The sequence below is a fragment of the Nocardia suismassiliense genome (assembly GCF_900269665.1).
Taxonomy (GTDB): Bacteria; Actinomycetota; Actinomycetes; order Mycobacteriales; family Mycobacteriaceae; genus Nocardia; species Nocardia suismassiliense.
The window spans coordinates 1-21426 of sequence record NZ_LT985366.1 but is presented as its reverse complement, the minus strand read 5'-3'; the positions used below and the strand labels follow the sequence as shown (position 1 = coordinate 21426).

The window sequence follows — 21426 nt, the reverse complement described above, 5'->3', positions numbered from 1 at the left end:
CCCCACTACCCACCAACCACCCGACCCCCGACGCCGCACCGCATTGCATCGCAGCTAAAACATCTGCACACCAACACTATTCACCACACCACCCAAACCCACAGATGAGGGAAATTCGCCATGACCGATGAATACGGTCGGCCCGACCCCGCCGACCGAGCCACGGCGGCGCGCCAGGCCATCGGCCGCGCACCCCAGGGCTTTGGACGTAGCGCCGAGAGCCTGGAGCTGGAGAAGCGCGTCAAGGAGATCGTGCGCGAGATGAAGGAGGAGCAAGACCGCTACCGCGATTTCCAGCGAAACCCGGCAGTCGGAATGCTGATCGCCCACGACCGCGGCCGGATCGAACTCCTCCGCGAAAACGACACCCCCGCACAACGACTCGAAAAACACCGCCGACACACACAAGGTCGAGAAAACGAACAGGACCGAGCACGCGAACGCTGAACACCCACCCACCTGCACGCATGAGCTGCTGACTCTGAACTACCGCATCGGCGACGACCCCGAGACACTTCCGTTTGTTCGCGTGCGATAGCTCGCGAGGCGGCGCAACGATCGCATGGCCCCACAGGCGGCACGGGGACCGCCACCGGACTCGGCCAGCGATGTCACGCGAACTCGCGGTGCAGGCGTGCAGTGGCGTTCCTGGCGTGGGCCACGCGGGTGAGCAGCAGCTCCAGCGCGGCCTGTCCGCGCGCACCGGCGCGGTGCACGACAGTGGCGCCGACGCGGTCGGCCAGGGTCGGTCCATCCGGGATCAGGGCATGGAACATCAGCCCATCAGCACCGTCGCTGTGGTTGTCGCGGCGGCCGTAGGTGGCGTGGAATTCCAACGTGACCCCGGGTGCGGGCTGCAACCGGTCACCGCCAGGCCGTCGTGGCCGCCGTCGTCGTTGTCGCTGTCGATACAGCCGAGCATGTCGGTGACGATGTGGTGGTCGAGCAGGTCATAGATGCCCAGATCCTCATCTAGGCCCAGTATGTCGCGGAAGGTCTTGCCCGGGCGGGCCTGCGGATCAGGGGTGCGATCGAGGCAGGCCCGAAGGAGGGCGGGGTCGTAGGCCAGCACCGGTCCGGTCAGTACCGGGGCCATACCCGGGGCGAGAAAGCTCTCCGGGACACCGGGGACATAGTGTGCGTCGTTCATGGTCGTCCTCCTCGCAGTCGGTGCGGGACCGCCGTGACGGGGCCCGGTGACAGATGATCGCCCTGGCGCACCGGTTGGGACCACCCTCCCCAGCCAGACCCGAACTCGGACTCGGCGAAGTCTGCCTCGCACAAGCCGAAGCCGCCCAGCACAGCGGCCTCCGGGGGGAGACCGAAAATCTCATCGGCCGCCGGGGCACGTGTCGCACACGTAAGCCACCAGCGAGCCTGGCACGATCGCACGAATGAAGAACGCCGCGCCCAGCGCGCTCAAACCACGCAAGAAGAGCGTTGCCTCCACCGTCGCGCCGATCACGACCACCGACACCCCGAGCCCGGATCCACAATCCGATGCGGAGATCGTTAACACCTGGGTCAGCGCCATCGAGGGGTACGTCGACGCGCTCAGCGACACACGCTCGCGTCTGAACGAATTCGCCGACGCAGCCAGGGCCTCGCGCGACTCCAGCGTCGACCCGATGCTGTTCGGCGCCGACTTCCTGGGCGCATGCAAACGCCGCGGGATCATCGCGCTCCCCGTCGAAGACGTCGCAGTCCTCTTAGGCCTCGCCCGAGCATGATGTTGACCCGGGCGAAATTACATCGCAACGACCGCGATGTGATCACCCACTCGCCCGGGACTTCGTTTTGTTGCGGCCCAACCACTTCGAAAGCAGTACGCGTCGGACTGAATACCCATCCTATGTTCCTGCCCGACCCCCGTGGCCACGACAATCAGGTCAGCCCCGACGAGCGAACGACAACCGACCCGGCGCTGCCTCGTAGTCGCCAGTCTGGGCCGCGGCAACCCGAATCCGCTGCCGCCGAACGCTTTCGGCGTTCAGCAAATCACTCACGCCCAGCGCAATAAGCAGATGCGCGATCGTCTCAGGCGCCTTCTACGTCGTCGCCCACCGCTGCCACGATCGCGCACCTCCTGCTCACACGACGCCGATCGCGGCGGTCACGGCCGATTCAGCCGAAGCCGGCCATCAGCCTCCCCGGTCTGCACATGGTCGACGAAGACATGGCCGCTGTCAGGGCCGTCGCACGGCGACACGCCGCGGTCATCGCCACCGCGTGCGAGTACATCGCCGCAGTGTCCCCGCCGACGCGATCGAAGCTCAGTTGCCGATACCCCTGCGGGACAACCGAATCACCGACAGTCACATCCGCCAGCTCCATCGGGATTGCGCCCAGCGCCACACACGCCAGCTCGACCAACTGTGCGGTCGTCGCCGCGTCCTCACCGACCAACCCGACCGTTGCGGACTGGCACGACACACACGAATCGAGGCCGCCCCGATCAATCGGCTCATCGTGGCCAACTCGACCAGATGGCCCTCGAACAGCAACGGACCATCGACCTCGAACTCGAAACCCCCATGCTCATGGTCATTCACACGCCGATCCTGTCACCCCCCGCCACCATCTCAGGTCACCCAAGCGTCGCGGCGAGGCGCAGGAACAGGCGCACCGACAACGACGGATCTGTGCACCCGATCCGAGATCCTCTCCAATGACCAGTCGATTGTGTGACCGTCGGCGCTGATCTGCTGCGGCAGAGTCGATGTCGGTATTCGTGTTCACAGAAACGATGGTGCGCCGGCCGCCCGGATCGCACCCATGCTCGCCGGCGCTCCGATGCGCAGCCCGAATTCCGGACGCGGTCTGCTGATCACGGCCGCCACACCACCCACGACCGTGCGGTCCACGACCGGGACCCCCGACCAACCGATATCCAATAAATGCTAGAATGCTAGAATTACAACATGTGGAGTTGCCGCAGCCGCGATCGCGCCAGCGATTCCTGAGCACCGGTGCCCTGCTTAGCACCCACCGCCCGACCTAGCCATCTCCGACACCAGCACATCCCAGAGGGCGATATCACTCACCACTCACGCCAACCCGCAGGAGGGTCGATGACCGCCACCGTCTCCGAGGAGACCATCACCCACACCTTGACCCCCGATCAGGACCGCTGGGACATCCATGCCGGGCAGTGGATCTACCACAGCCCATCCGGGCACCGTGCGGTGCTGAACTACCACGACAACTCCTGGTTCGCCAGCACCGACTTCCCCTCCCTGCCGAAGGACGCCGAACTCGTCCCCGACCTGAGCCTGTCGCAACTGGCCGTGGAAGGCGTGATTGCCCTGCACGAAGGCATCCATCGCGGCCGCATCCTGCACTGGCGGCCACGCACCGACCTCGAAATCTTCGACGGTGCCGTCGGAGTCGACGAGTACGACGGCCCGTTCGAGTTCCTCGCTCGCGTCGCCGTCTTCCCCGATGGCTCCACCACCCTCACCGTGCTGGGCCGCAGGGAATCCATCTGCATCGACGAACCCGTCGACGATCTGCCCACCGGCCGACAAGAAGCGCTCGCGGCGATCGAAACCCACATCGGCTCGGTCACCCAACTCGATACCTACACCAGCGTCATCGTCTGATCAAAACCACCATCCGCCAAGGAATCTCGATGCCGACCCCCACAGCCACACCGAATCCACCGACCACATTGCAGACCGCCCCGGCAACCACCGCCGAGCAGCGTCTCGCCGAGATCGCCGCACGCCTGGACCCATGCCCCGCCCCGGCCACCATCGCAGGCTATGACCGCTGTCCGTGCGGACGCGGCAGCTGGCCCTGCGGGATCACCGAAGCCGCCTGGATCGCCCGCAAGCTGGACCCCTACACCCAAGCCCGCGCCATCCTCGACGACCAGCTCACCACCGGCGGGTGGCCCGCCCTCACCACCGCCTGACCCTGCGTGCGGCGCTGGCGGTATGCCGAACACCGCGACGGCACGCGGCCGCCCGGCGGCCGGAAGAGCTAACAGTGCTCGGCGCCGATCCGACGTGAACCCCGTTGTCACACAACCGGACCCAGCATTCGACACCGTTCCTGCCAGGAAGGACAACCTGATGAACCAGACTCGCGCGTTCACCCTCACCCTCGCCCCGGTACGCCCCGCCACCATCGACTCCACCGCGCTGGCCGCGTGGGCGGACAGCGAGGTGCCCTACTACCAGATCCTCGACCCTGAATCCGATTCCCCCAATGACGATCTGCCCAATCTTCTCTACGACGCCATCGAGCGCGGTGTGTTCAGCGTCGACCCCACGCTCACCGTGGAACTGCACACCGCCCTCTATGTCCACGACCCCGGCTACATCATTACCGTGCGCAACCGCCACGACCCCGCACCCGGGTTCGGGATAAGCAGCAAACGCACTCCCCTGATCCCGGCCACAGCGGAGCTGTCTCTCGCCGACGCCATCAGCCACTACCTGAGCCACATCCGCGACATCACCAATTCCCTGCTCGGCCACCCCGCCGACGCGGAGGCCGAGCCCGTGGATCCCGACGCGCCCCGGCCCCCGCTTTCCGCCCTGGAATACGACATCCCCTTCGAGAACGAATTCGGCTCCCATCCCACCATCAGCCTGCTGCTCGCCCAGCGCAATGCGCTTGAGTCTTGCGATGAATTGGGCGGCGATCGAGTCGATGCCCTCACCGAAGTGACCACGGCCCTGACCGGACACCGCCAGACCCTCACCCCCGCCACACCCGAGCACACCGAGCTGGACACCGTGCTCACCGAACTCGCTGCCATCACCGCCGAGCTGGGTGAGTACCCCGGCGAGGACACCATCCTCGATGCCTTCGCCGAAGCTTGCGCACTGCTCGAACGCCCCCTCCACCACGCCATCCCGGCCGCCCGCGCGGTACGCGCTGCACGCCGTTAGTCCGTGCGGCGTCGGCGGCGGCGACGCGCGCTGACCGGAGCGACCAGCGCAATTGTCCTGCTGGCCGAGCACCGGCCCGGACCCATCATTCGACCAGGACAAAGGACCAGCCAGTATGAGCCCCAACGCATTTCACAGCGACGGCGCTGCCACCACCGCGGACCGAGATCTCCGGGCCGACACGGCATCGAGCCGGGCACCCGGGGCGCTCGCCACCGCCGCCGACTCGGCGAGCGCCTCCGCGCCGCAGTGCTGTGCTGAGCATTCGACCGCCGACGTCGTGGCGCTGACCCACCACGACGACCAATGGCATGTGCTGCTCATCGAGCGCGTGAAACCGCCCTTCCAGGGGCGGTGGGCGTTGCCCGGCGGACGTGCCGAACCCGGCGAAGCCCCCGCCGTCACCGCGCTCCGGGAGCTGCGCGAGGAAACCGGGGTCCACGTCGGCGGTGATCAGCTCAGGCTGGTAGGCGAATACGACGCGGCCGGGCGTGACCCCCGGGGCGACTATGTCAGCACTGCCTACCTCGCCGTGCTGGGCCACATGCCCTCTCCCACAGCAGGTGACGACGCACGACTGGCCCGCTGGCATGCCGTCTCTCACATCGTCGACCAGCTCGACCACCTGGCGTTCGACCACGCGCAGATCCTCGCCCACGCCCTGAGGCTGCTCCGGCTCGAGTACTGACCAGCCACCCATCGACCACCCTTGTTACGCAGGGGCACAACCACATCCACGTCTACGTCCACACCCTTTCCACACACTCAGTCGGCATCACCACCACAACCACCCGCGCGCGATGCCACCCTCACCCCACCAGGCCCTCGACCTCCGAAGGAGCACCCCGTGACCCACGGTGCCGAAATCAACTTCCGAGCCCCCACCAGCCGTCGCGACATGATCAAAGCCGCGATCATCGCCGCCCGCCACCAGCGCAAAGATCGGTTCGAGGCCGTCAACAATTACCTCCCGGACCCCGAGGACCGCAAGATCATCATCGAACGCGTCGACAGCGCCGGCGCGCACGCCCTGTGGCGCGATGCCGCCACCGGCGAGCACTGGATCCTCGACCCCCAAGGCCAGCTCCAACCCGCCCAACCCCCCACTCCATCCAGCATCGAGGCAACCGTCGACGACGACGCGCTCGCCGCAGCCACCGCCACCACCCGCCACGACCTCACTGACAACGACACCGACGACAGCTACGACCCCCGCCGCGACCAGATCGCCCAATGGCACGACGACCAAATCGACGCCGTCGACCAGGACGAAAGCCCCTTCGACGGCACCTTCTCGGAACCCTGACCTCCACCTCCGGCGTCGTTGACGGCCCATCGACTGAGACTGCCGCGCCACATCCGAACAGACCACACGAGGATCCGAACAACCCTGAGCAACAACACAATGCGATCCGCCATCGACGCTGGCAAGACCTCCTCGAAGTGCAATGGGGTCGACGTGCGGCTGCTCGACCTCACCACTCTGAACACGCCGTCATTCACGGCCACCACGACACCGCCCTGCGCGTCGTGGCGATTGCACCGACACAGACCCACCCACGCTGGCTGCTGTGCCCGGACTACAGCGGCTGATCTGGCACAAGCATCCGCACACGTTCCCCGATGCCCGCACACCACACCGAGCAGGAGACCATCGATGACCACCACCGACCCCGACGACTCCGCCATGACTGGCGTCGACGAGCAGCACAACGGAGCGCCAGGATGGTCAGGCGATGCCGTCGAACGCGCCGCGATCGCCTACATCCGAACGATCACCAGCACCGGCCGCGGTGAGATCTCCCCCGCACACCAGCAGGCTTACCTCGACGCCCGCGCCGCCGCCCGCACCCAGATCGCCACCCACGGACATCCCCAGCTGGCATCCTGCACACCCACCCAGCTCGCCGCCCTCGACGCCTGGGCCCTACCCTGGAACCCCGCCATCCTCACCGGTGCCCAGGACCTGTTCATCGACAACACCATCAGAACCTGCGCAATCGAACACCTACTCCGAGAACACGCCCCCGCAAACCAGTCCCGCGGGGACCAACCCAGCCCTGTCGCAGACATCTATGCCGTCGGCGGACGCGAAACCCAGCCGCGCCTAGATCCAGTCCGCTTGGTGGGCACCTGCGCTACCGAAGCCGACGTGCGGCTTCGACTCGCTGAGCTGCGGGCCGAGCCCTTCGGCGTCGGAGCGGAATGGCGGGCCTACGCCTGCTTCGATATCGAGAAGTGCACCTGAACTGCCGGCCCCCTGGTCTTTCGCGCTGTGGCCGACATGCTCGCCAGCACCACCACGCACGAGTCCAGCAACGTCAACGCCCCTTCGCCCGCGCGACACCGCCCTGAAGCGAGCACCGTTCGACCGGAACCCCGATCCCAGCGTCGAATTCGTGGCCGTCAACATCGGACTGCCGTACCCGCCGACATCGCCTCCACCTGACCGCCCTCACCGGAATGCTCGCCGACACCAAAGACCGTCGAAAGGCCCCCATCATGACTTCGCACAACCGCGGGTGGGACTGCGTCAACGCCCTGATGAACGCCGACCCCCAGGCCCCCCGCCGTGTCGAAACCTACCTACGCCGAACCGGCTGGACCCGCCACCCTGACCGAGGCTGGACCACGACCGTCGACAGCGAGCCGGCGTGGCTTCCGCCAATCCCGGAGGATCCCGACACCGACGTGCCGCTTCTCCCGGCCGGTGTCGTCAACGGTCTCGTGCAACGTCAGCTCGCTCTGCTCGACAACGAGCGAGTCACCAAAGTCATCGAGGTCCTACTCTGTCTGGAAATCCTCGAGAACCGCTCCTGGACTCAGACATGGTGCGACATCAACGGACCCGCCCAGATACCCACGCCGGTCCCACCCACCCTGGACGAGCAAGCCAAGCGCATCGCCGCCGACCTCGCCGACCTCCACCCCTACATCCTCCATCTCCATAGCATCATCGGACGCCGATGGCCCTCGGTATCGGTCGATCTGAGCCAGGAACACGTCATCACCGCCCGCCCCGCTCTACCCAGCGAAGTCCCCGAGTACTCCAGCCCCGGAGACTGCTGGAGCATCGACCTGGACACACCGACCGACACTCAACACGCCGCCCACACCACCGCCGCGTTCGCCGCAATCACCATGCGCGCCATAGCCATCCACACCCACGCGACCAACACCAACCACGTCGCCGCGATCTACCACGCCCGCGTCACCACCGCGTATGACCGTCGAAGTCCCGCCGCCGACCCCTCACCCACCCCCATCACCACTCCGGACGCCCAGCCTCGGACCGAGCCCGAGATGTGAATCGAGCATCCAGCACCAACAACCGAACGACCGCTTTGCCCATGGGACGCGCCAGCGGATTCAATCCGCATGTGAGGTTGCGCGAGAAGACACCACGACCTTGGGAATGCCCACCGCGGCTACCGTCGCCAAGGCGACGCCGGCGCCAGCGAACACTGCCGCGAACCACTGGCCGGTCCTCGCGCTGTCCACCAGCAGCAGTACCGGCGGCAGGCACAGAACCAGCACCAGCAGCCGACCGAGCACCATCCGACCGTTGCGCAGCAGCAGAACCCCACTCACAGCACCCAGTCCCGCGACCGAGGCAACAAGCAGACCGATCGTTGTCACGCCAGCCCCCGTCCCTATCGGCAAAAGTCGTGTTGCTCAACACTACTGCTCCCAGCGCACAGGAATCAGCGCAGCGACACCGCACTGTCCAACTGAACGCGAACAGATCGCAGCCCTCAGCGGTGAACTGTTCCATCGTTGCGTGTTTCGAGGTGAGCCGCACCCGCCTGGTGTGAATCCGTACCCGCCCGGCCCCTGCACAGTCATATCGTCGGTGCGCCGACAACATCTCCCCGTGGGCCGGGCGAGCAGGAGTCACCCTAGATGCCAACTCCCACAACTCATTACGTCAGAACATCTCATGTGTGCAACCGCTGCGGCGGTTGCTATCCGGCACACACCAGGATGCCGTGGTGACCGGCGTGGACTGGGCACGGGCGCCGGTCTATCTCAGCCCACCCACCGCAGTCACCCACCCTCACCTGCGCACCGGGATGCTCGGTGCGATCGTCACCCCGGCCTCGGGCAACCGCATCACCAGCGACTACCAGTTCTGGGCCGCCGACAACGGTGTATTCACCGGCCGGTACCCCGGAGATACCGCTTACCTACGCTGGCTCGAACGGCGGACCCCGCACGCAGATCGCTGCCTGTTCGCCACCGCTCCTGATGTCGTCGGCGACCACCTCAGCACCCTGGCCCGCTCGCGCGGCATGCTCGCTCGCATCCGCGACCTCGGATTCCCCGCCGCGTTCGTCGCCCAAAACGGCATGGAATACGAAGCCAGCTCCGATCTGTGGGAGGAGTTCGACGTGCTATTTCTTGGGGGCGACACCGCATGGAAGCTAGGGCCCGCCGCCGCCGAACTCACCCGTTGCGCCCGTGACGACTTCGCCAAATGGGTTCACATGGGGCGGGTCAACTCAGCCATCCGTTACGAACACGCTCGCGCGACCGGCTGTCACAGCGTCGACGGCACCACCATCACCCGTGCTCCTGCCGAAAACCTGAGCAAGGTCTTGCAATGGACGCGCACCGCCCTGGCCCAACCGACATTGCTCGACATCCCCCACACCTGGGTGCCGCCCCACACACACCATCACACGAGCCGACCTGCGGCGAGCACAATCGCTCGAGCCAGCAGCTCCGAACAAGCAACCTTCGACTTCGACCCTGATCCTCGGTCGCCGGTGGCAGACATCTCTATCTACGAATTGCTGTCCGCCACAGCACCATCGATACATCCGTGTCCCACACAACGCGCTCATACCATGGGGCGCGACGTGCCCGAGACCGATGATCTCGCCGTCACCTTCACTCCGGTCACCTCGGCCGCCGAACCGTAGAACTCCGCGTGCCAGGCGGAAACCTCGGTCCGGCAATGGGTTCGGGTTCGGCCTGACGATTGCCGCAATCATCCAGTTTTTACTCGCTACAAACCGGCTCCGGAATCAGCCTCCGCCGCGTGCGCGACACCAGCGTCGGGTACGCCGGACTGGGGTGCTGCCGCTGAGCGACGTGCAGGGGGTGCCGCGGGCCGGGCCAATTCTGCGGCTCTGAGCGCCTCTACGATCTTGTGCGCGGCGGTGTCCAGGTCTGAATGGTGGAGTGCATTCATCCCTGCCGCACAGACCGTGAGATGTGTGCTGAGGACTTGGCCTAGGCGGCTGTAGCCCTCGACGCTCGAGTGCTGGATGCGATCGGGCGTCGTTCTAGTGCGGAAGGCGGAGTGGGTGTTGCCATGCATGTCGGCGATCGTGCACATGCTGATCTCCACCGCGTCGAGTTGATCAGCAACTCGCCCCGGCAGCGGATGCTCCAGTGACGGCGAGGTGGCACTGCGTGACCAGCCCTCGTACCGGATCCCGACGCCACACGGCGGCCCATACGCGGCATCGCTATCGATCAGCGCTCCGACAAGGGTGGTCAGTGTGGACTCGTTGAGTTCGCGAGGATTGATCGCCACGGCACTCGACGGCCCAAGCACAGCTTGGCCGAAACTCCCCCGGCGTAGCGTGAACAACAGCGCCGGACCATCCCAGTCATGCCTGCTGCCATCGAGGCGCAGCACCTCTTCGGCGACACCGGCAAGGGGACTATCGAATTCGGATCTCGGCATTGTCAGCACTCGATTTCGGTTGCAGCGGAAGACTATTCACACAACAATCTCCGAATACAGCCCTCACCAATTGTCTGTTTCACACCTGGGCAACGACACACGAGCGGTGTGCCAGCCGCAATTCCCGGCGCCCACCTCTCCTTCACGGTGTACGGACCAAGACCGCGCGCGGGAGCCGTGGCGTTCCGCGTATTCACACTCCCAGCGGGTGATCGATGCCGACCTTCAGGGTCGTGGGCGCAGGCTCTAGGCCGTCACGGATCTGACCGGCACACCCAACTCCACCGCCGCGGCGACGCGTTCTCAGTGCTTGGCGCAGGACCTTCTTTTATAGACTGCGCTTGGCCGGCTCCGAGTCCCCCGACGAGTGCGAATCCCTCCCCCGGACCTTGCCTGCACAACAGAAACTCACATCCCAACCCACGATTCGTGGACATAGGCAGACGCGTAAGTCCGGGGTTGCGACGAGAGGAGTTTCGCGATGGGCCACAACGATATCGGCGACAGGTTGCTCGCTGCGGGACTACACGCAGCGGCGTTGACAACGTCGCTGTATATGGCCGACCTGGCGACGACGCGGGTGCGGAAGGCGACCGCGCGGCGTCAGGCGAAGAATCTACCGCGGCCAGATCGGGAAGAGGTCGAACAACTGCAGCATGTAGACGCGGGAGGGATGCTGCCGGATTACTATCCGACGCAGCGGATGTATCTCGACCGGATCGGCGGGTTTCGTTCGGACTGGTTACCAGGCGGGCCGAAGAAGCTGGCCGAGCTGGCGGTGGGAGGTCCAGACGGGTTGATCGCGGCGGTGACCGACGCGAAAGCCCGGTTGCGGGCCGCACGCAGGGACGGGCAGGCAGATGCAGGCAGGGCGGAACGAGGTCATCTGCTGGCGCTGAAAGCAGAGTTCACCCGCCGTGATAGGCCGGGCAACGACCTGTCGGTGCTCGAACGTGCCCACATCGAAGCCGCCCGTTACGACGTTCTCTACAACCGCAGCGACGAATCCCCTTCGCACTGGGCCTACGACGATCTCGAACCCGAATCGCCTGCCGAGCTTCTCCCTGCGTCACCCATAGCCGAGCTGGACGCTGCCGCTGAGGCCGGAGCAGGGATGTAGCGTCCCGGATGCCCAAAACACGCTGACCTAGCTCAATCCCACCGGGATGCGCGTCCTCTGGCCGCCTCGAGAACCGCGCGGCTGCATCAGCTGTCGCTGGATTCTTGGTCATCAGGAGCACTCCCGTCGCGCTTGAGCAGCAATGGGATTCCAGGGTTCGGCGCCGCGTTCCCGCTGGGCGCAGATGCGTTCGGCCGACGGCGGCCCCCCGGGCGGCGTGCAAGAGTCACCGGTGCGGTGGAACTCCGTTGCACGGCTCCCTTGGGCGGGTCGCCACGCCGCCTGCTGTCAGCCCGCGCCCTTGGCTAGTGCGGACTCTGCACAACCGCACACCGCAGCGATCGCATCCCACAACCGCACACAATCTACTTGACTCATTCTTGAATGCTAGAATTCTGTAATGTGCTGGTTCGGTGGTACGAAGGCACTAAAGGGCCAACGCACACACGAACACGGGTTCGACCCCAGCACTACAACCCAACCAAAAACCACCCGCCTTGGAGCCCATGTCATGACCACCCGCCTCGCCGCCGCCGCCGTCCTCGCCGCCACCGCCGCCGCCTTCGTTGCATTCGCCTCTGTCACCGCCACCGCCGCGCCCACCTGCACCGGCGGCAAGGACAACTTCTGCATCGAGATCATCGGCGGCAAAGAAGGACGGCCACGCGCCACATTCACCGGCGGCGGCCTCAACCGCTGGAACGTCTACTACACCGTGCGCGATGCCACAGGAGCCTTGGTAGGCGACGACGTCATCCAAATGATCCGGGCCAACGAAAAGACCTTGTACATCAACGGCAACAGCAACCGCTATGTCCTCAGCGCCTACGCTTGCGGCGGCATGCTCGCCAAGGTCTGTAGCCATGAGATCAGCACCAGCTGGACTCGCCCATAACGGACAAGGCCGCTGCCACCACCGCTCGTCTGCTCACCGCAACCCGCCGCCCGATGCCGCCGATAACGGCCAGTGCGCACACTGCTCACCTCCGTAACACCCGTGTGCCAGGGGGCTCCGTTACCCGAACCGCGCCGGAGAGCTGACCAGCACCGTCTACGACGCGGTCGACCAGATGCTGACCGCCGTGCTCGGCGTCGAACTGCCACGCTAGCCCCCACGACCAATCCACAGCGGACGTATCGAGTCCCGCCATTCCATGCGACTCGCCGCCTTCTCACCGGAGACGACGGCTATGATTTCTTGCACGAGACCGATGGTCGCGTTCATCGTCCCTCCGAGGGGATTCCCGCCACCGGCCGGCTGTCCGTAGCACGCCGGTGCGCCCGACGTGAGGAATTCTCTTGTCCCCATTCGCTGCCGCGTGCACACCGATCCGGGCGTTCGATCGACGCCTTCCAGACGGCCGCCAGCTCACGATCGACCTGGTCACCGCACCCGAGGACGAACACCGCCTCGGCTATTGGCGCGGCCACCGGCTACGCGCCGAGCTCGATGGCCGACTGCTCCGCGGCGGATTCCACACCCCCATCTTCCCGCCTCCTGTCACCCCACCCTTCGACGACGCCAGTGAGGTGTACCGATGCCGCTACACCTCACTGCGCGCCCACACCGTTCCGGTGGCCGCACGGGATGGCACACCGGTCCTCGCGGCAGTGCCGCCGTCCCAGAGCAGGACTATCGACTACCTATTGCTGCCTGTCGAGGATCCGGTCGGCCGCATCGATATACACGGCGTCTACATCCGCGAGGACAGCGTCGAGCGCAGGGTCCGCATGGCCACGCTGAGGGTGTGTTTGACGGGCCAGGACGCTGCTCGCTTCGACCAGGCGCGTGCGCGATGGGAGAAGCGGCCCGGCGAACTGGCCCGCAGTGCCGCCCCGGATGCCGCCGTACACATCTGGAGGGCGCTGACCTGGAGACCACCTCCAGGAATGCTGATCGGTTCGGGCACCGACTTCTACGTCGTGCTCGACATTGTTGTCACACGGCGGATCGGCGAAGACGGGCGGTCATTTCACCTCGATACCGAGGAGGGCTACCTCTACGACGTCCGGGTCCGAGAACTGAGCGCTGCCGAGCGCGACGACGTCGGACCGTAAGGAACCGTCGCGGGCTGCTGACCGCCTGGATGCCTCACAGGGGCATGGACGCACCACCGGCGTCTGGTTCGCTTACCTCGGGTTCGATCAGTGCTGTTGCGGGGGAGGAATCCGGCTGAGTCCCCACCGCTCCCGCGCTCGCGCTGGAGCCAAGGTGGCTCGCCGGTGCCCGATGGCCGGCGAGGGCTGCGTCCTGGCCTGCGACGTCGTTGGCGTCGCGCTGGGTGGCGGGGTGGAACAAGTCGGCCAGGCCGAGGTCGACGAAGTGCTGACGCAATTTTGCATTGCTGCCGGGGTCGATTTCGGCACCCCACCCGTACCGGGTGTTTCGTGCTTGGAGCGTGCGCACCTCGTTGACGAACTCGTCGTCGGTATCGCAGGCAGCGATCGTGAGGTCGTGCTCGGCGTACTCCACGATCCGCCGTTGCGACGGGCTGCACCACAGGCCGTAGACGTCTGAGTCCTGGGTGGACGCGATCGGGGCGAATCCTTTCGCTAACGAGTACTCACCGGTGCCGTCCCAGGAAGCGAAGGAATAGCGGTTGATATCACCTTCGGGATCCTCGAGGTGGGTCTCGCTGCGTGTCACGACCATCGCATTGCCATTCTGATATCGGAAACCGACGCGCCCGGTGCGCGCCGCACGACACCACCACAGCACTGCGTTGATGGGTCTGGCGCGGACTCCCACACCCGCGGTGTGGTTGCCGGTTCTCACGCTCCACATTTGGCGATGGGCTCGTGCCTGATCAGCCTGTGGCACAGGCTCATACAGGATGGTGTACGCGAGATCATCGACGACTGCGCCTATCCAACGCTCCCCCGGCGGTGCGGTTTCGGCGCGGGGGGACCACGCCGCGAGCGGTGTCCCGCGCTGACCTCCTGCTCGTCGCGGCGGCCCGCCAGTGGGTCATCGACTGCACCATGTCCGGCAGTTGGGCTGGTCTTGACGGCAACCACGCCGCGACGCTGGCTGATTCAACGGAATGGCCGCCAGAACGGCACGAAGTGAGAACTGATCGATTGTTGTCGGTGCAGCCCGGCATACTCGATCCGGTGAGCGCCTGTGTCTCTGGGTCGCGCCGCACTGACGGAACCTTTCCCGGCCGCGCTTAGCCTGACCACGCTGTGATTCGAACCGCTGCAACCGCTAAGGATTGACGCTGTGACCTCCCTCGATCCCGAGTTTCACCTGGCCTTTCTGCCCGCGGACGCAGTGCCGTCCGCAGGTATGCCCGGCAGGCTCTGTGACGCCCTGACCGTCACCGCGGCGGCGAACGACGGGCGCGGTGGCGCCTGGGAGTTCAAGGTGATCGAAGAGTTCCAGTCGATCAACGGCTGGACCACCCAACTCCTCATCTACTCCGACGCCTACACAGCCTTCACCCAGATTCCGGACTTCTTCACTGCCATGGCCACCACTACCCCATCCCGGCTCACAGACGTCACCGCACTGCTCACCGACCTCGGAGCCGTCAACATGCGACCAACGCCGCACGGCCCGTTGCTTCACCCCGAGATGCCAGAACCGGGAGTTGACACCTTCGGCAGTTGCGAATCCGATCGACGCGGCGTCGGCGGCAACGTCGGCGTGCTGACCGATGACGATTTAGCGCGCATCGCAACCGAATTCGCCTTCGAGGTTGACCTGGCGCGCGTGCGCGCGGTGCTCACCGAGGACCACATCGACTTGATCTACCTCGGCCGGCTGTGGGGCTGGGCCGATACCGAAGTCCGCGATCAACTCTGCGCCCTTCCCGAAATCACCGACTAGGGCCCGACCGTGGCTGTCGCGTCGGTCGATGAGTTCTGAGGATGCGGTGCCGACCGGCGCGCCTGCCGCGAGTTCATGGTGGCGGTGCAAGTTCGGAGAATGCGCGCATCGGCATCAGGCCTCTCAGATGGTTCAGCACCAGCGACACCGCGCGCACTTGTTATGTACATGACTATGTACATAATGTTGTACATGACTGTAGCGTGGGGGGCATGCAGGTTCTCGAAGTCCACCCCGTGAGCATTTTCCGCACCCGGCTGCCAGAGTTCGTCCGTGCCGTCGCCGCCAACGCAGCCCTTCGGATCTACGTCGGCGCCTACCGCAAACCCGACGCCGTGCTGATGTCGTCGGCCGCCGAGATGCCTCGCCATATCCGCGACGCCCTGCTATCGACGTTCGTCGTGCGCGAAGCCGACCGTGCCATCACCGATTTCGGTGCCCGCCGAGGCCATTTCGCGCACATCGGCGACCCGTTCGGCAAAATCCTGGCCTGGTTGTGGCGAACCAATCCCGACGAAGCCATGCAATACCTGACCCAGTACCTCATGCACCTGCGTGACCACCACCCCAACCGCCCGGAACCACCGATCCGGCTCGACGACGTCCTGACAGCTCTGCGCCTGGCAATCGACATCACCGACGACGAGTACACCGCCATCTGCGACCAAGCCCGCACCGAGGTCCCCAGCCGGTACGGCGAAGACCCCAACACCTGACCCAAACCTGGCCAGTCAACACTCGAAACCGCTGCCTCACAACACATCCCAGCCAAGGACCCACCATGTCGGTGAACTACTACGCGCGCACCACACAGACGCCCGCCAACAACGATGGGCTGCACATCGGGCAGCACGCCCATCCCTGCGAATTCCTGTGGCGAGCACACCCCGAGCTCGGATTGACCACCGTACAGGCGTGGAGCGACTACCTCGCTCAGCCAGAGATCCACATCGTCGCCGAACACGGGCTCGAACTCGACTACCACGAGTTCTGGCCCGACGCCGTAGCACGTCCCGCGAATGTCGACTTCCGGATGGCCACACGGTGGATCCCGATGATCGGCCCCAGCGAACGTCGTTGGCACGACGTGAACGGCCACCCGTTCGCCAACTACGAATTCTGGTGACCGACCCCGACATGGTGCCCACCCAGCCCAGATCATCGACCTCGACAGTCATCCCCACCCCGAAAGACGATGCTGACGAAAAACTGCCCAGATCATCGCTCACCTGCCCACTGAACTGGTGGAGAAGCTCGCCGTACACACTCACCGCACCGGGCGATCCCGAAGCGATGTCATCGCACGCGCGCTGGGCGAGTACCTCGCAAACACGCCGACAGCACTGACCGCTGAGGGATACAGCACCGCGACCGCCCGCCTCGCCGCGCCGCTGCGGGCCTCTGCGTCACCTCAGGCTATGTCTGAAGTCGTACGACTCAGCGGGCATATAGTGAGAGAGCCAGCAACACAAGGAGTTTGGGTGGCAGAAGACCAGGCAGACGACAACCGCAGGAATCGGTCGGCCGCAGATCCTGCCGCCGCGGCCGAGGCTGCGTTGAGTCTGCAGGATCGCAGCTACGGATTCGTGCTACTGGATGGGGCTCCACTGTCAGGAGTCACCCGCTCGATGTTCGAGGCGGTCAAAGCGAAGGCGCCCACAGCACGATTGATCAACACCGACGTCACCCGCCTGGCCGAGATCGTCTACACCCCCGCACTGTTCGAGCGATTGCGCCCCGATGAACAGTACGTGGTGTGGCTCGATGATCTCAGCCCTGCGGACCTGAATCTACTCGGCGCAGGAGTCCTCGATCGGATCTGCCAGCGTGCAGCCATTGTGGCCAATATCAACACCGCGGTGTGCGACCGAATCCTGGCCGCCCAATCACCGGTGACCGGCCCGGCACTCACCGCCCTTCTGGAGTACGCGACGCGCGTCCACGTGCCCTTCGAACTCTCCCCGGAGGAACGCAACGCGGTGCAGGCCAGGTATCCGAGTTTGAAGGTGACCAGCAGCATCGCCGAGGCGCTGGTAGGTGGCAACGCCTTGGTGCGCCGCTACTACGACGGGATGGCCGACAACCCTGACGGCTATGGCCTGGTTCAGGCAGCGGTAGATGCCCGCCGGTGCGGAATCCATCGCGGCCTGTCCGAGGTCGAGCTTCGGGAACTGTTCAATGCTTACTGCGGCGGACGCCGATCGCAGGCCGAGTTCACTCGGGCACTCGCCTGGGCTAGTGACGTACCTCCCGGCGCGTCTAGCGGCCTTCTTGGCCGGAGCCAAGGCGGCCAAGAGGTGACGTGGAAGATATCCAGTTACGTGGCCGGCGCTGACGACGGAGACCACGGATTCACTATCCGCCCCATCCCGGATTCGGGCTGGGCAGCAATACTGAGGGTGCTTGCCGAGTCCGACGGTTATGCCCTCGGCATCGGAGCCTATCTCCGAGACCAACCCAGAACCGCCGTCACCGCCTTCACCGAAGCAACCCGCCACCCGGGAACATTCAGCACTGCCGCAGCCACCGCGCTGAAGGCTTATTGACCCTGGCGCCCATCCACCGCAGCTTCTCCACTGATAAGTGGGCGGTTTACGGGTTTCCCGACGACCGGCGGGCGAGGTTTGAGCCATCCCCGCGCCGACAGCTCCAACCGCCTGGATTGTCATCATCTCGTGGCACCGTCGCGACCGCCCGGTCGCGGTGACCGTGCACCTGGACCTCCCCGACCCCCCCGCCGACCTGCGCTCGCCGAATTCTTCGACACCCGCCGTGCCGAACACGCCACGACATGATCGGGGGCACACCACGTGTGGGACATCACCGCCGAAAGTGGTTGCCCAGCGGTGACGATCATGCCGATCCAGCTCGATACACGCACGTTAGGGAGGACCGACGTCGATGATCCAGGATCTTCCTGCGCAACCATGTTCCGACGAGTTCGACGGTTTCAGTTCTGCCAAGCTGCGGGGGTCTGGAGCAACAATGGCCGCTACCGCGTACACGTCGGTCTATGCGCTGATTTCGCGTGTTCTGCTGACCGACACCGGTGCCACCGACCCGCGCCAGCTCGCCGAATCAGTCGCGGAGCAGATCCCGGAGGATCGCCGGATGCAAGTCCTGATCGACATGTTGGTGCCACAGGTCAAGAGCATGATGAGGATTCAGCGGAACGAAGCCATGTCCCGTGCGATGAGCCTACGCAACACCCAGATGCTCGATCACGATCCTCGCTCAGCATCGGCGCCGGCGGCATCGTTTCGGTTGGAGCAGTCGGCGCCACGATTGAAGCCGCGCTCGGCGAAAGTCGAAGGTATCCGTGACTGGTGGGCAACAATGCTGGCCTCCCGGGTACATGTCGGCGATAGTCGCTGGATCGCGTTGGGTGACTGCGGAGCCACTGAGCTGCTGTTCGCCGAGAACGAGCGCCGCACTCACGCCGAGCGCGAGGTCAACCGTGCACACATGTACATGCGCCTGCGGGAGCTTCTGGCCCGATACGAAGTCGACACCGTCGCGGAGTTGCCGACCGACACCGCACGCGAAACCGTCGCATGACGGCCACCGCACCACCCGATCCTGCCGGGGCCACGCACGCAGTGCCGACCCAAAATACCCACGCCCCGGCACCTCTTCTTGCTGAGACCTCCGACGAATCGATGACCCAAATCGTTCACATCTCAGGAACTCCACCTGCCACCGCCAATGAATCTCCGACGACCCATTCTTGCCTTGCGGTGGCACCCCTTCGTGCCGGGAGCCATACCCTTAACGCCGCCCAAAGCGGTCCCGCCTCGGCACCCAACTTTAGCGACAGCCAGGCTGTTACCGATCCCCACAGAATGGGCGCTGTCGCTGAACCCTCGTCCGCCGGGAGCCTTGGTACCCTCGCCACCCAGACCACTAGTGCTCCCGGCGGATTCCTGCGCGACCCTGTCCTCGGTATCCTGGCCGACGTGGTCGATGACCTGGAATCGGTTCGGATCGCCAACGCGAACCGCGTCCGCCAACTCACCCGCACCGCCACCGACAAGGACGGCGAGGAACGCGGCTTTGGTCTGACCGTCGAGCATCCCGAGGTGTCGAAGCTGATGCTGACCGTCGAGGCGTTGGAGGCCGCCGAGCATGACGCCGTCCTGAATCTGCGCCGTGCCGTGCGCAGGCACCCTCTCGCGCCATTTCAGAAGCGGCACAAAGGGATCGGGGAGAAGCAGCTCGCCCGTCTCCTCGCCACCATCGGCGACCCCTACTGGAACGACCTGCACCAGCGCCCACGCACCGTGTCAGAGCTGTGGGCCTACTGCGTTCCCAGAGGTGAACGGGTCAGCACACCTAGTGGCGCAATTCCAATCGAGGACCTTAAGGTCGGCGATCGCGTCTTCAACATGCACGGCAGACCCGTCGAGATCCAGCGCGTCCTGACTCGCGATGTCAACGAAGAGATCATCAGCATCCGTGCAAGAAAGATGCTGCCACTGCGGTTGACTAGTCAGCATCCAGTTCTCGTCGCAACATTCCGGAACAGTCGGCCGGGTCGCTGGGAACGCACATCTCTGACGTGGAAGCCGGCGTCAGAGATCGTCGAAGGCGATTACCTCGTAGTGCCGCGCCTAGCCGAACCAGCGGCGAACACAGGCGATGCCGACGAAGAAATGGCTTCATTGTGGGGCCGGTTCGTCGGTGACGGCTCCACCTCCTTTTCTGCCGAAGGGAAGTATTTGCGTGGCCGCACCACGATCACTTTCGGTCACCACGAGTCGGTAGAGCCGTGGCGCACCATCGCGCGCAGGTTGGGAGGCGTCTACGTCGGCAGCACAGGCACCGCGCAGCAGATGCAGATTGGCCGGACGACTGTAGCAATGCAGTTTCGTGAGATGTTCGGGCACGATGCAGCCAACAAGCGCATCTGTCCGCAGATCATGCTGGGAGACTCCGTAACTGCTAAAGCCTTCTTACGCGGGTATCTCACGGCCGATGGCCACGTAACTGGCATCGGCCGGACGCTGGCCAACTCCGTCTCCATAGGGCTTGTGCTCCAGCTCCAACTACTTTCCACGCGCCTCGGGACGCTGCCGTCGGTTCGGGAGGATCGGCCAGCTAGCCAGAGCACAATCCAGGGCCGAACCGTCTCATTGCGCACCCGGTACGGAGCTCAATGGTCCGCGTCCGAAAGCGCCGACCTGGCTGAAAGCCCCTCGGCTGTAACGGCTAAGTCGAAATATCGTCGCGATGACGACTTCTTCTATGTAGAGGTCAAGTCGGTTGAACGAGAGCAGTACTCCGGCACCGTATTTGATCTGACCACGGACGGTTCATTTCTTGTGAACAACCTGGTCGTTCACAATTGCGGATTTCACGTCCTCAAGTCTTCCGGCAGCCAAGATAGTACTGAGACCCAACGGTGCCGTGCTGCCGGAACCCAACCCCACGCCGGGAACCAATCTTCAGCCGGTACCCAACCTGGACTCGTTTCCGGCGTGGCCCCCAAACGTCAACGCGGACAACGCTCTAACTGGTCAGAAAACGCGCGCAAACGCGTCTGGGTGATCGCCTCGGCGATGCCAAAATTCCCCGGCGGGCACTACGAAGCTACCTATCGGGCCGCCCGCATGAAATACGCGGACGCAACACATCGCGTGGACTGCGTTCGCTGCGGGCCAGCCGGAACACCCGCACCTGCGGGCAGCAGCTTGTCCGACGGGCACAAGCACGCCCGCGCAGTCCGCATCGTGGCCAAGGAAATCCTCAAAGACCTGTGGATCGAAGCCCGCGCCGAACACAGCAACAGAACGACGATTCCCTGAACACCCAGCACTGTGGCAACCAGGCCACCGCCACACTCCGCGCTGCCGCAGGCCATGCCGCCGTGGGTGTC

At 65.0% G+C, this 21426-nt stretch carries 24 protein-coding genes and 1 pseudogene; 20 read left to right on the top strand and 5 right to left on the bottom strand.

The window, feature by feature from the left end:
• The first annotated feature begins 120 nt into the window (after window positions 1-120).
• Window positions 121-447 (top strand): hypothetical protein, encoded by a 327-nt coding sequence (locus DBO33_RS42240; RefSeq protein WP_107661275.1) that lies wholly within the window; start codon window positions 121-123, stop codon window positions 445-447.
• A 164-nt stretch (window positions 448-611) separates the two neighbouring features.
• Here the strand turns inward: DBO33_RS42240 and DBO33_RS43450 are convergent, their stop codons facing one another.
• Together DBO33_RS43450 and DBO33_RS42235 are read right to left on the bottom strand one after the other, a co-directional pair.
• The gene (locus DBO33_RS43450; RefSeq protein WP_159080860.1) at window positions 612-776 is read right to left on the bottom strand and encodes a hypothetical protein; all 165 of its coding nucleotides are present in this window, start codon (window positions 774-776) and stop codon (window positions 612-614) included.
• Window positions 776-1150, bottom strand: a complete 375-nt coding sequence (locus DBO33_RS42235; RefSeq protein WP_107661274.1) for a hypothetical protein — start codon at window positions 1148-1150, stop codon at window positions 776-778. Before DBO33_RS42235 ends, DBO33_RS43450 begins: the two co-directional genes overlap by 1 nt.
• 244 nt (window positions 1151-1394) lie before the next feature.
• On the opposite strand from DBO33_RS42235, the gene DBO33_RS42230 reads away from it, so the two are divergent.
• The 8 genes from DBO33_RS42230 to DBO33_RS42185 all read left to right on the top strand — a co-directional run bounded on the left by DBO33_RS42230 (window position 1395) and on the right by DBO33_RS42185 (window position 8210).
• Window positions 1395-1730, top strand: a complete 336-nt coding sequence (locus DBO33_RS42230) for a hypothetical protein (protein ID WP_107661273.1) — start codon at window positions 1395-1397, stop codon at window positions 1728-1730.
• Window positions 1731-3071: 1341 nt separating this feature from the next.
• Window positions 3072-3602, top strand: a complete 531-nt coding sequence (locus DBO33_RS42215; RefSeq protein WP_107661270.1) for a hypothetical protein — start codon at window positions 3072-3074, stop codon at window positions 3600-3602.
• 29 nt (window positions 3603-3631) lie between these two features.
• On the top strand, window positions 3632-3916 hold the full coding sequence (locus DBO33_RS42210) for a hypothetical protein (protein ID WP_159080859.1): 285 nt from the start codon (window positions 3632-3634) through the stop codon (window positions 3914-3916).
• Window positions 3917-4076: 160 nt separating this feature from the next.
• Window positions 4077-4901: a hypothetical protein gene (locus DBO33_RS42205; protein WP_107661268.1), complete on the top strand. Its 825-nt coding sequence runs from the start codon at window positions 4077-4079 to the stop codon at window positions 4899-4901.
• Between the two features lie 115 nt (window positions 4902-5016).
• Complete coding sequence (locus tag DBO33_RS42200) at window positions 5017-5589, top strand: NUDIX domain-containing protein (protein ID WP_107661267.1); 573 nt, start codon at window positions 5017-5019, stop codon at window positions 5587-5589.
• Between the two features lie 159 nt (window positions 5590-5748).
• On the top strand, window positions 5749-6207 hold the full coding sequence (locus DBO33_RS42195) for a hypothetical protein (RefSeq protein WP_107661266.1): 459 nt from the start codon (window positions 5749-5751) through the stop codon (window positions 6205-6207).
• A 351-nt stretch (window positions 6208-6558) separates the two neighbouring features.
• Entirely contained in the window at window positions 6559-7149 is a 591-nt protein-coding gene (locus DBO33_RS42190; RefSeq protein WP_107661265.1) for a hypothetical protein, read from the top strand.
• A gap of 254 nt (window positions 7150-7403) precedes the next feature.
• Window positions 7404-8210 (top strand): hypothetical protein, encoded by an 807-nt coding sequence (locus DBO33_RS42185; protein ID WP_159080858.1) that lies wholly within the window; start codon window positions 7404-7406, stop codon window positions 8208-8210.
• A gap of 60 nt (window positions 8211-8270) precedes the next feature.
• On the opposite strand, the gene DBO33_RS42180 is transcribed toward DBO33_RS42185, so the two are convergent.
• A complete protein-coding gene (locus tag DBO33_RS42180) occupies window positions 8271-8540 on the bottom strand; it encodes a hypothetical protein (protein ID WP_159080857.1) in 270 nt (89 codons plus the stop codon).
• Window positions 8541-8893: 353 nt separating this feature from the next.
• Here DBO33_RS42180 and DBO33_RS43760 point away from each other — a divergent pair, with 353 nt between their 5' ends.
• A complete protein-coding gene (locus tag DBO33_RS43760; RefSeq protein ID WP_199857084.1) occupies window positions 8894-9826 on the top strand; it encodes a hypothetical protein in 933 nt (310 codons plus the stop codon).
• A gap of 86 nt (window positions 9827-9912) precedes the next feature.
• Here the strand turns inward: DBO33_RS43760 and DBO33_RS42170 are convergent, their stop codons facing one another.
• Entirely contained in the window at window positions 9913-10599 is a 687-nt protein-coding gene (locus DBO33_RS42170; protein ID WP_159080856.1) for a hypothetical protein, read from the bottom strand.
• A 556-nt stretch (window positions 10600-11155) separates the two neighbouring features.
• Here DBO33_RS42170 and DBO33_RS42165 point away from each other — a divergent pair.
• The 3 genes from DBO33_RS42165 (at window position 11156) to DBO33_RS42155 (ending at window position 13777) form a co-directional block, all read left to right on the top strand.
• The gene (locus DBO33_RS42165; protein WP_159080855.1) at window positions 11156-11719 is read left to right on the top strand and encodes a hypothetical protein; all 564 of its coding nucleotides are present in this window, start codon (window positions 11156-11158) and stop codon (window positions 11717-11719) included.
• Window positions 11720-12230: 511 nt separating this feature from the next.
• A complete protein-coding gene (locus DBO33_RS43445; RefSeq protein ID WP_159080854.1) occupies window positions 12231-12614 on the top strand; it encodes a hypothetical protein in 384 nt (127 codons plus the stop codon).
• 404 nt (window positions 12615-13018) lie between these two features.
• On the top strand, window positions 13019-13777 hold the full coding sequence (locus DBO33_RS42155) for a hypothetical protein (RefSeq protein ID WP_107661260.1): 759 nt from the start codon (window positions 13019-13021) through the stop codon (window positions 13775-13777).
• A gap of 34 nt (window positions 13778-13811) precedes the next feature.
• Here the strand turns inward: DBO33_RS42155 and DBO33_RS42150 are convergent, their stop codons facing one another.
• The gene (locus tag DBO33_RS42150; RefSeq protein WP_159080853.1) at window positions 13812-14366 is read right to left on the bottom strand and encodes a hypothetical protein; all 555 of its coding nucleotides are present in this window, start codon (window positions 14364-14366) and stop codon (window positions 13812-13814) included.
• A gap of 576 nt (window positions 14367-14942) precedes the next feature.
• Between DBO33_RS42150 and DBO33_RS42145 the strand changes: the two genes are divergently transcribed.
• The 7 genes and pseudogenes from DBO33_RS42145 to tas all read left to right on the top strand — a co-directional run bounded on the left by DBO33_RS42145 (window position 14943) and on the right by tas (window position 21355).
• Window positions 14943-15551, top strand: coding sequence for a hypothetical protein (locus DBO33_RS42145; RefSeq protein WP_107661258.1), 609 nt, complete (start codon window positions 14943-14945; stop codon window positions 15549-15551).
• A 212-nt stretch (window positions 15552-15763) separates the two neighbouring features.
• Window positions 15764-16267 carry a hypothetical protein gene (locus DBO33_RS42140; protein ID WP_159080852.1) on the top strand — a complete coding sequence of 168 codons (504 nt, stop codon included), beginning with the start codon at window positions 15764-15766 and terminating at the stop codon, window positions 16265-16267.
• 65 nt (window positions 16268-16332) lie between these two features.
• Window positions 16333-16677 (top strand): hypothetical protein, encoded by a 345-nt coding sequence (locus DBO33_RS42135; protein ID WP_107661256.1) that lies wholly within the window; start codon window positions 16333-16335, stop codon window positions 16675-16677.
• 91 nt (window positions 16678-16768) lie between these two features.
• Window positions 16769-16867: pseudogene (locus tag DBO33_RS44865) on the top strand (ribbon-helix-helix protein, CopG family); the annotation flags it as partial.
• A gap of 165 nt (window positions 16868-17032) precedes the next feature.
• Entirely contained in the window at window positions 17033-18097 is a 1065-nt protein-coding gene (locus tag DBO33_RS42130) for a hypothetical protein (RefSeq protein WP_234391493.1), read from the top strand.
• A 355-nt stretch (window positions 18098-18452) separates the two neighbouring features.
• On the top strand, window positions 18453-19109 hold the full coding sequence (locus tag DBO33_RS42125) for a hypothetical protein (protein WP_159080850.1): 657 nt from the start codon (window positions 18453-18455) through the stop codon (window positions 19107-19109).
• Window positions 19106-21355 carry a TIGR-Tas system RNA-guided endonuclease gene (gene tas / locus DBO33_RS42120; RefSeq protein WP_456093899.1) on the top strand — a complete coding sequence of 750 codons (2250 nt, stop codon included), beginning with the start codon at window positions 19106-19108 and terminating at the stop codon, window positions 21353-21355. The genes DBO33_RS42125 and tas overlap by 4 nt, the downstream gene beginning before the upstream one ends.
• Window positions 21356-21426: the final 71 nt, after the last annotated feature.

Excerpts from the sequence above, each read along its gene's own strand:
- DBO33_RS42200 (WP_107661267.1), top strand. The coding sequence starts at position 5,017 with ATGAGCCCCAACGCATTTCACAGCGACGGCGCTGCCACCACCGCGGAC.
- tas (WP_456093899.1), top strand. The coding sequence starts at position 19,106 with ATGACGGCCACCGCACCACCCGATCCTGCCGGGGCCACGCACGCAGTG.
- DBO33_RS43450 (WP_159080860.1), bottom strand. The coding sequence starts at position 776 with ATGTTCCATGCCCTGATCCCGGATGGACCGACCCTGGCCGACCGCGTC.
- DBO33_RS42190 (WP_107661265.1), top strand. The coding sequence starts at position 6,559 with ATGACCACCACCGACCCCGACGACTCCGCCATGACTGGCGTCGACGAG.
- DBO33_RS42125 (WP_159080850.1), top strand. The coding sequence starts at position 18,453 with ATGATCCAGGATCTTCCTGCGCAACCATGTTCCGACGAGTTCGACGGT.
- DBO33_RS42235 (WP_107661274.1), bottom strand. The coding sequence starts at position 1,150 with ATGAACGACGCACACTATGTCCCCGGTGTCCCGGAGAGCTTTCTCGCC.
- DBO33_RS42185 (WP_159080858.1), top strand. The coding sequence starts at position 7,404 with ATGACTTCGCACAACCGCGGGTGGGACTGCGTCAACGCCCTGATGAAC.
- DBO33_RS42170 (WP_159080856.1), bottom strand. The coding sequence starts at position 10,599 with ATGCCGAGATCCGAATTCGATAGTCCCCTTGCCGGTGTCGCCGAAGAG.
- DBO33_RS42230 (WP_107661273.1), top strand. The coding sequence starts at position 1,395 with ATGAAGAACGCCGCGCCCAGCGCGCTCAAACCACGCAAGAAGAGCGTT.
- DBO33_RS42205 (WP_107661268.1), top strand. The coding sequence starts at position 4,077 with ATGAACCAGACTCGCGCGTTCACCCTCACCCTCGCCCCGGTACGCCCC.
- DBO33_RS42240 (WP_107661275.1), top strand. The coding sequence starts at position 121 with ATGACCGATGAATACGGTCGGCCCGACCCCGCCGACCGAGCCACGGCG.
- DBO33_RS42210 (WP_159080859.1), top strand. The coding sequence starts at position 3,632 with ATGCCGACCCCCACAGCCACACCGAATCCACCGACCACATTGCAGACC.
- DBO33_RS42215 (WP_107661270.1), top strand. The coding sequence starts at position 3,072 with ATGACCGCCACCGTCTCCGAGGAGACCATCACCCACACCTTGACCCCC.
- DBO33_RS42135 (WP_107661256.1), top strand. The coding sequence starts at position 16,333 with ATGTCGGTGAACTACTACGCGCGCACCACACAGACGCCCGCCAACAAC.
- DBO33_RS43445 (WP_159080854.1), top strand. The coding sequence starts at position 12,231 with ATGACCACCCGCCTCGCCGCCGCCGCCGTCCTCGCCGCCACCGCCGCC.
- DBO33_RS42165 (WP_159080855.1), top strand. The coding sequence starts at position 11,156 with ATGGCCGACCTGGCGACGACGCGGGTGCGGAAGGCGACCGCGCGGCGT.
- DBO33_RS42140 (WP_159080852.1), top strand. The coding sequence starts at position 15,764 with ATGCAGGTTCTCGAAGTCCACCCCGTGAGCATTTTCCGCACCCGGCTG.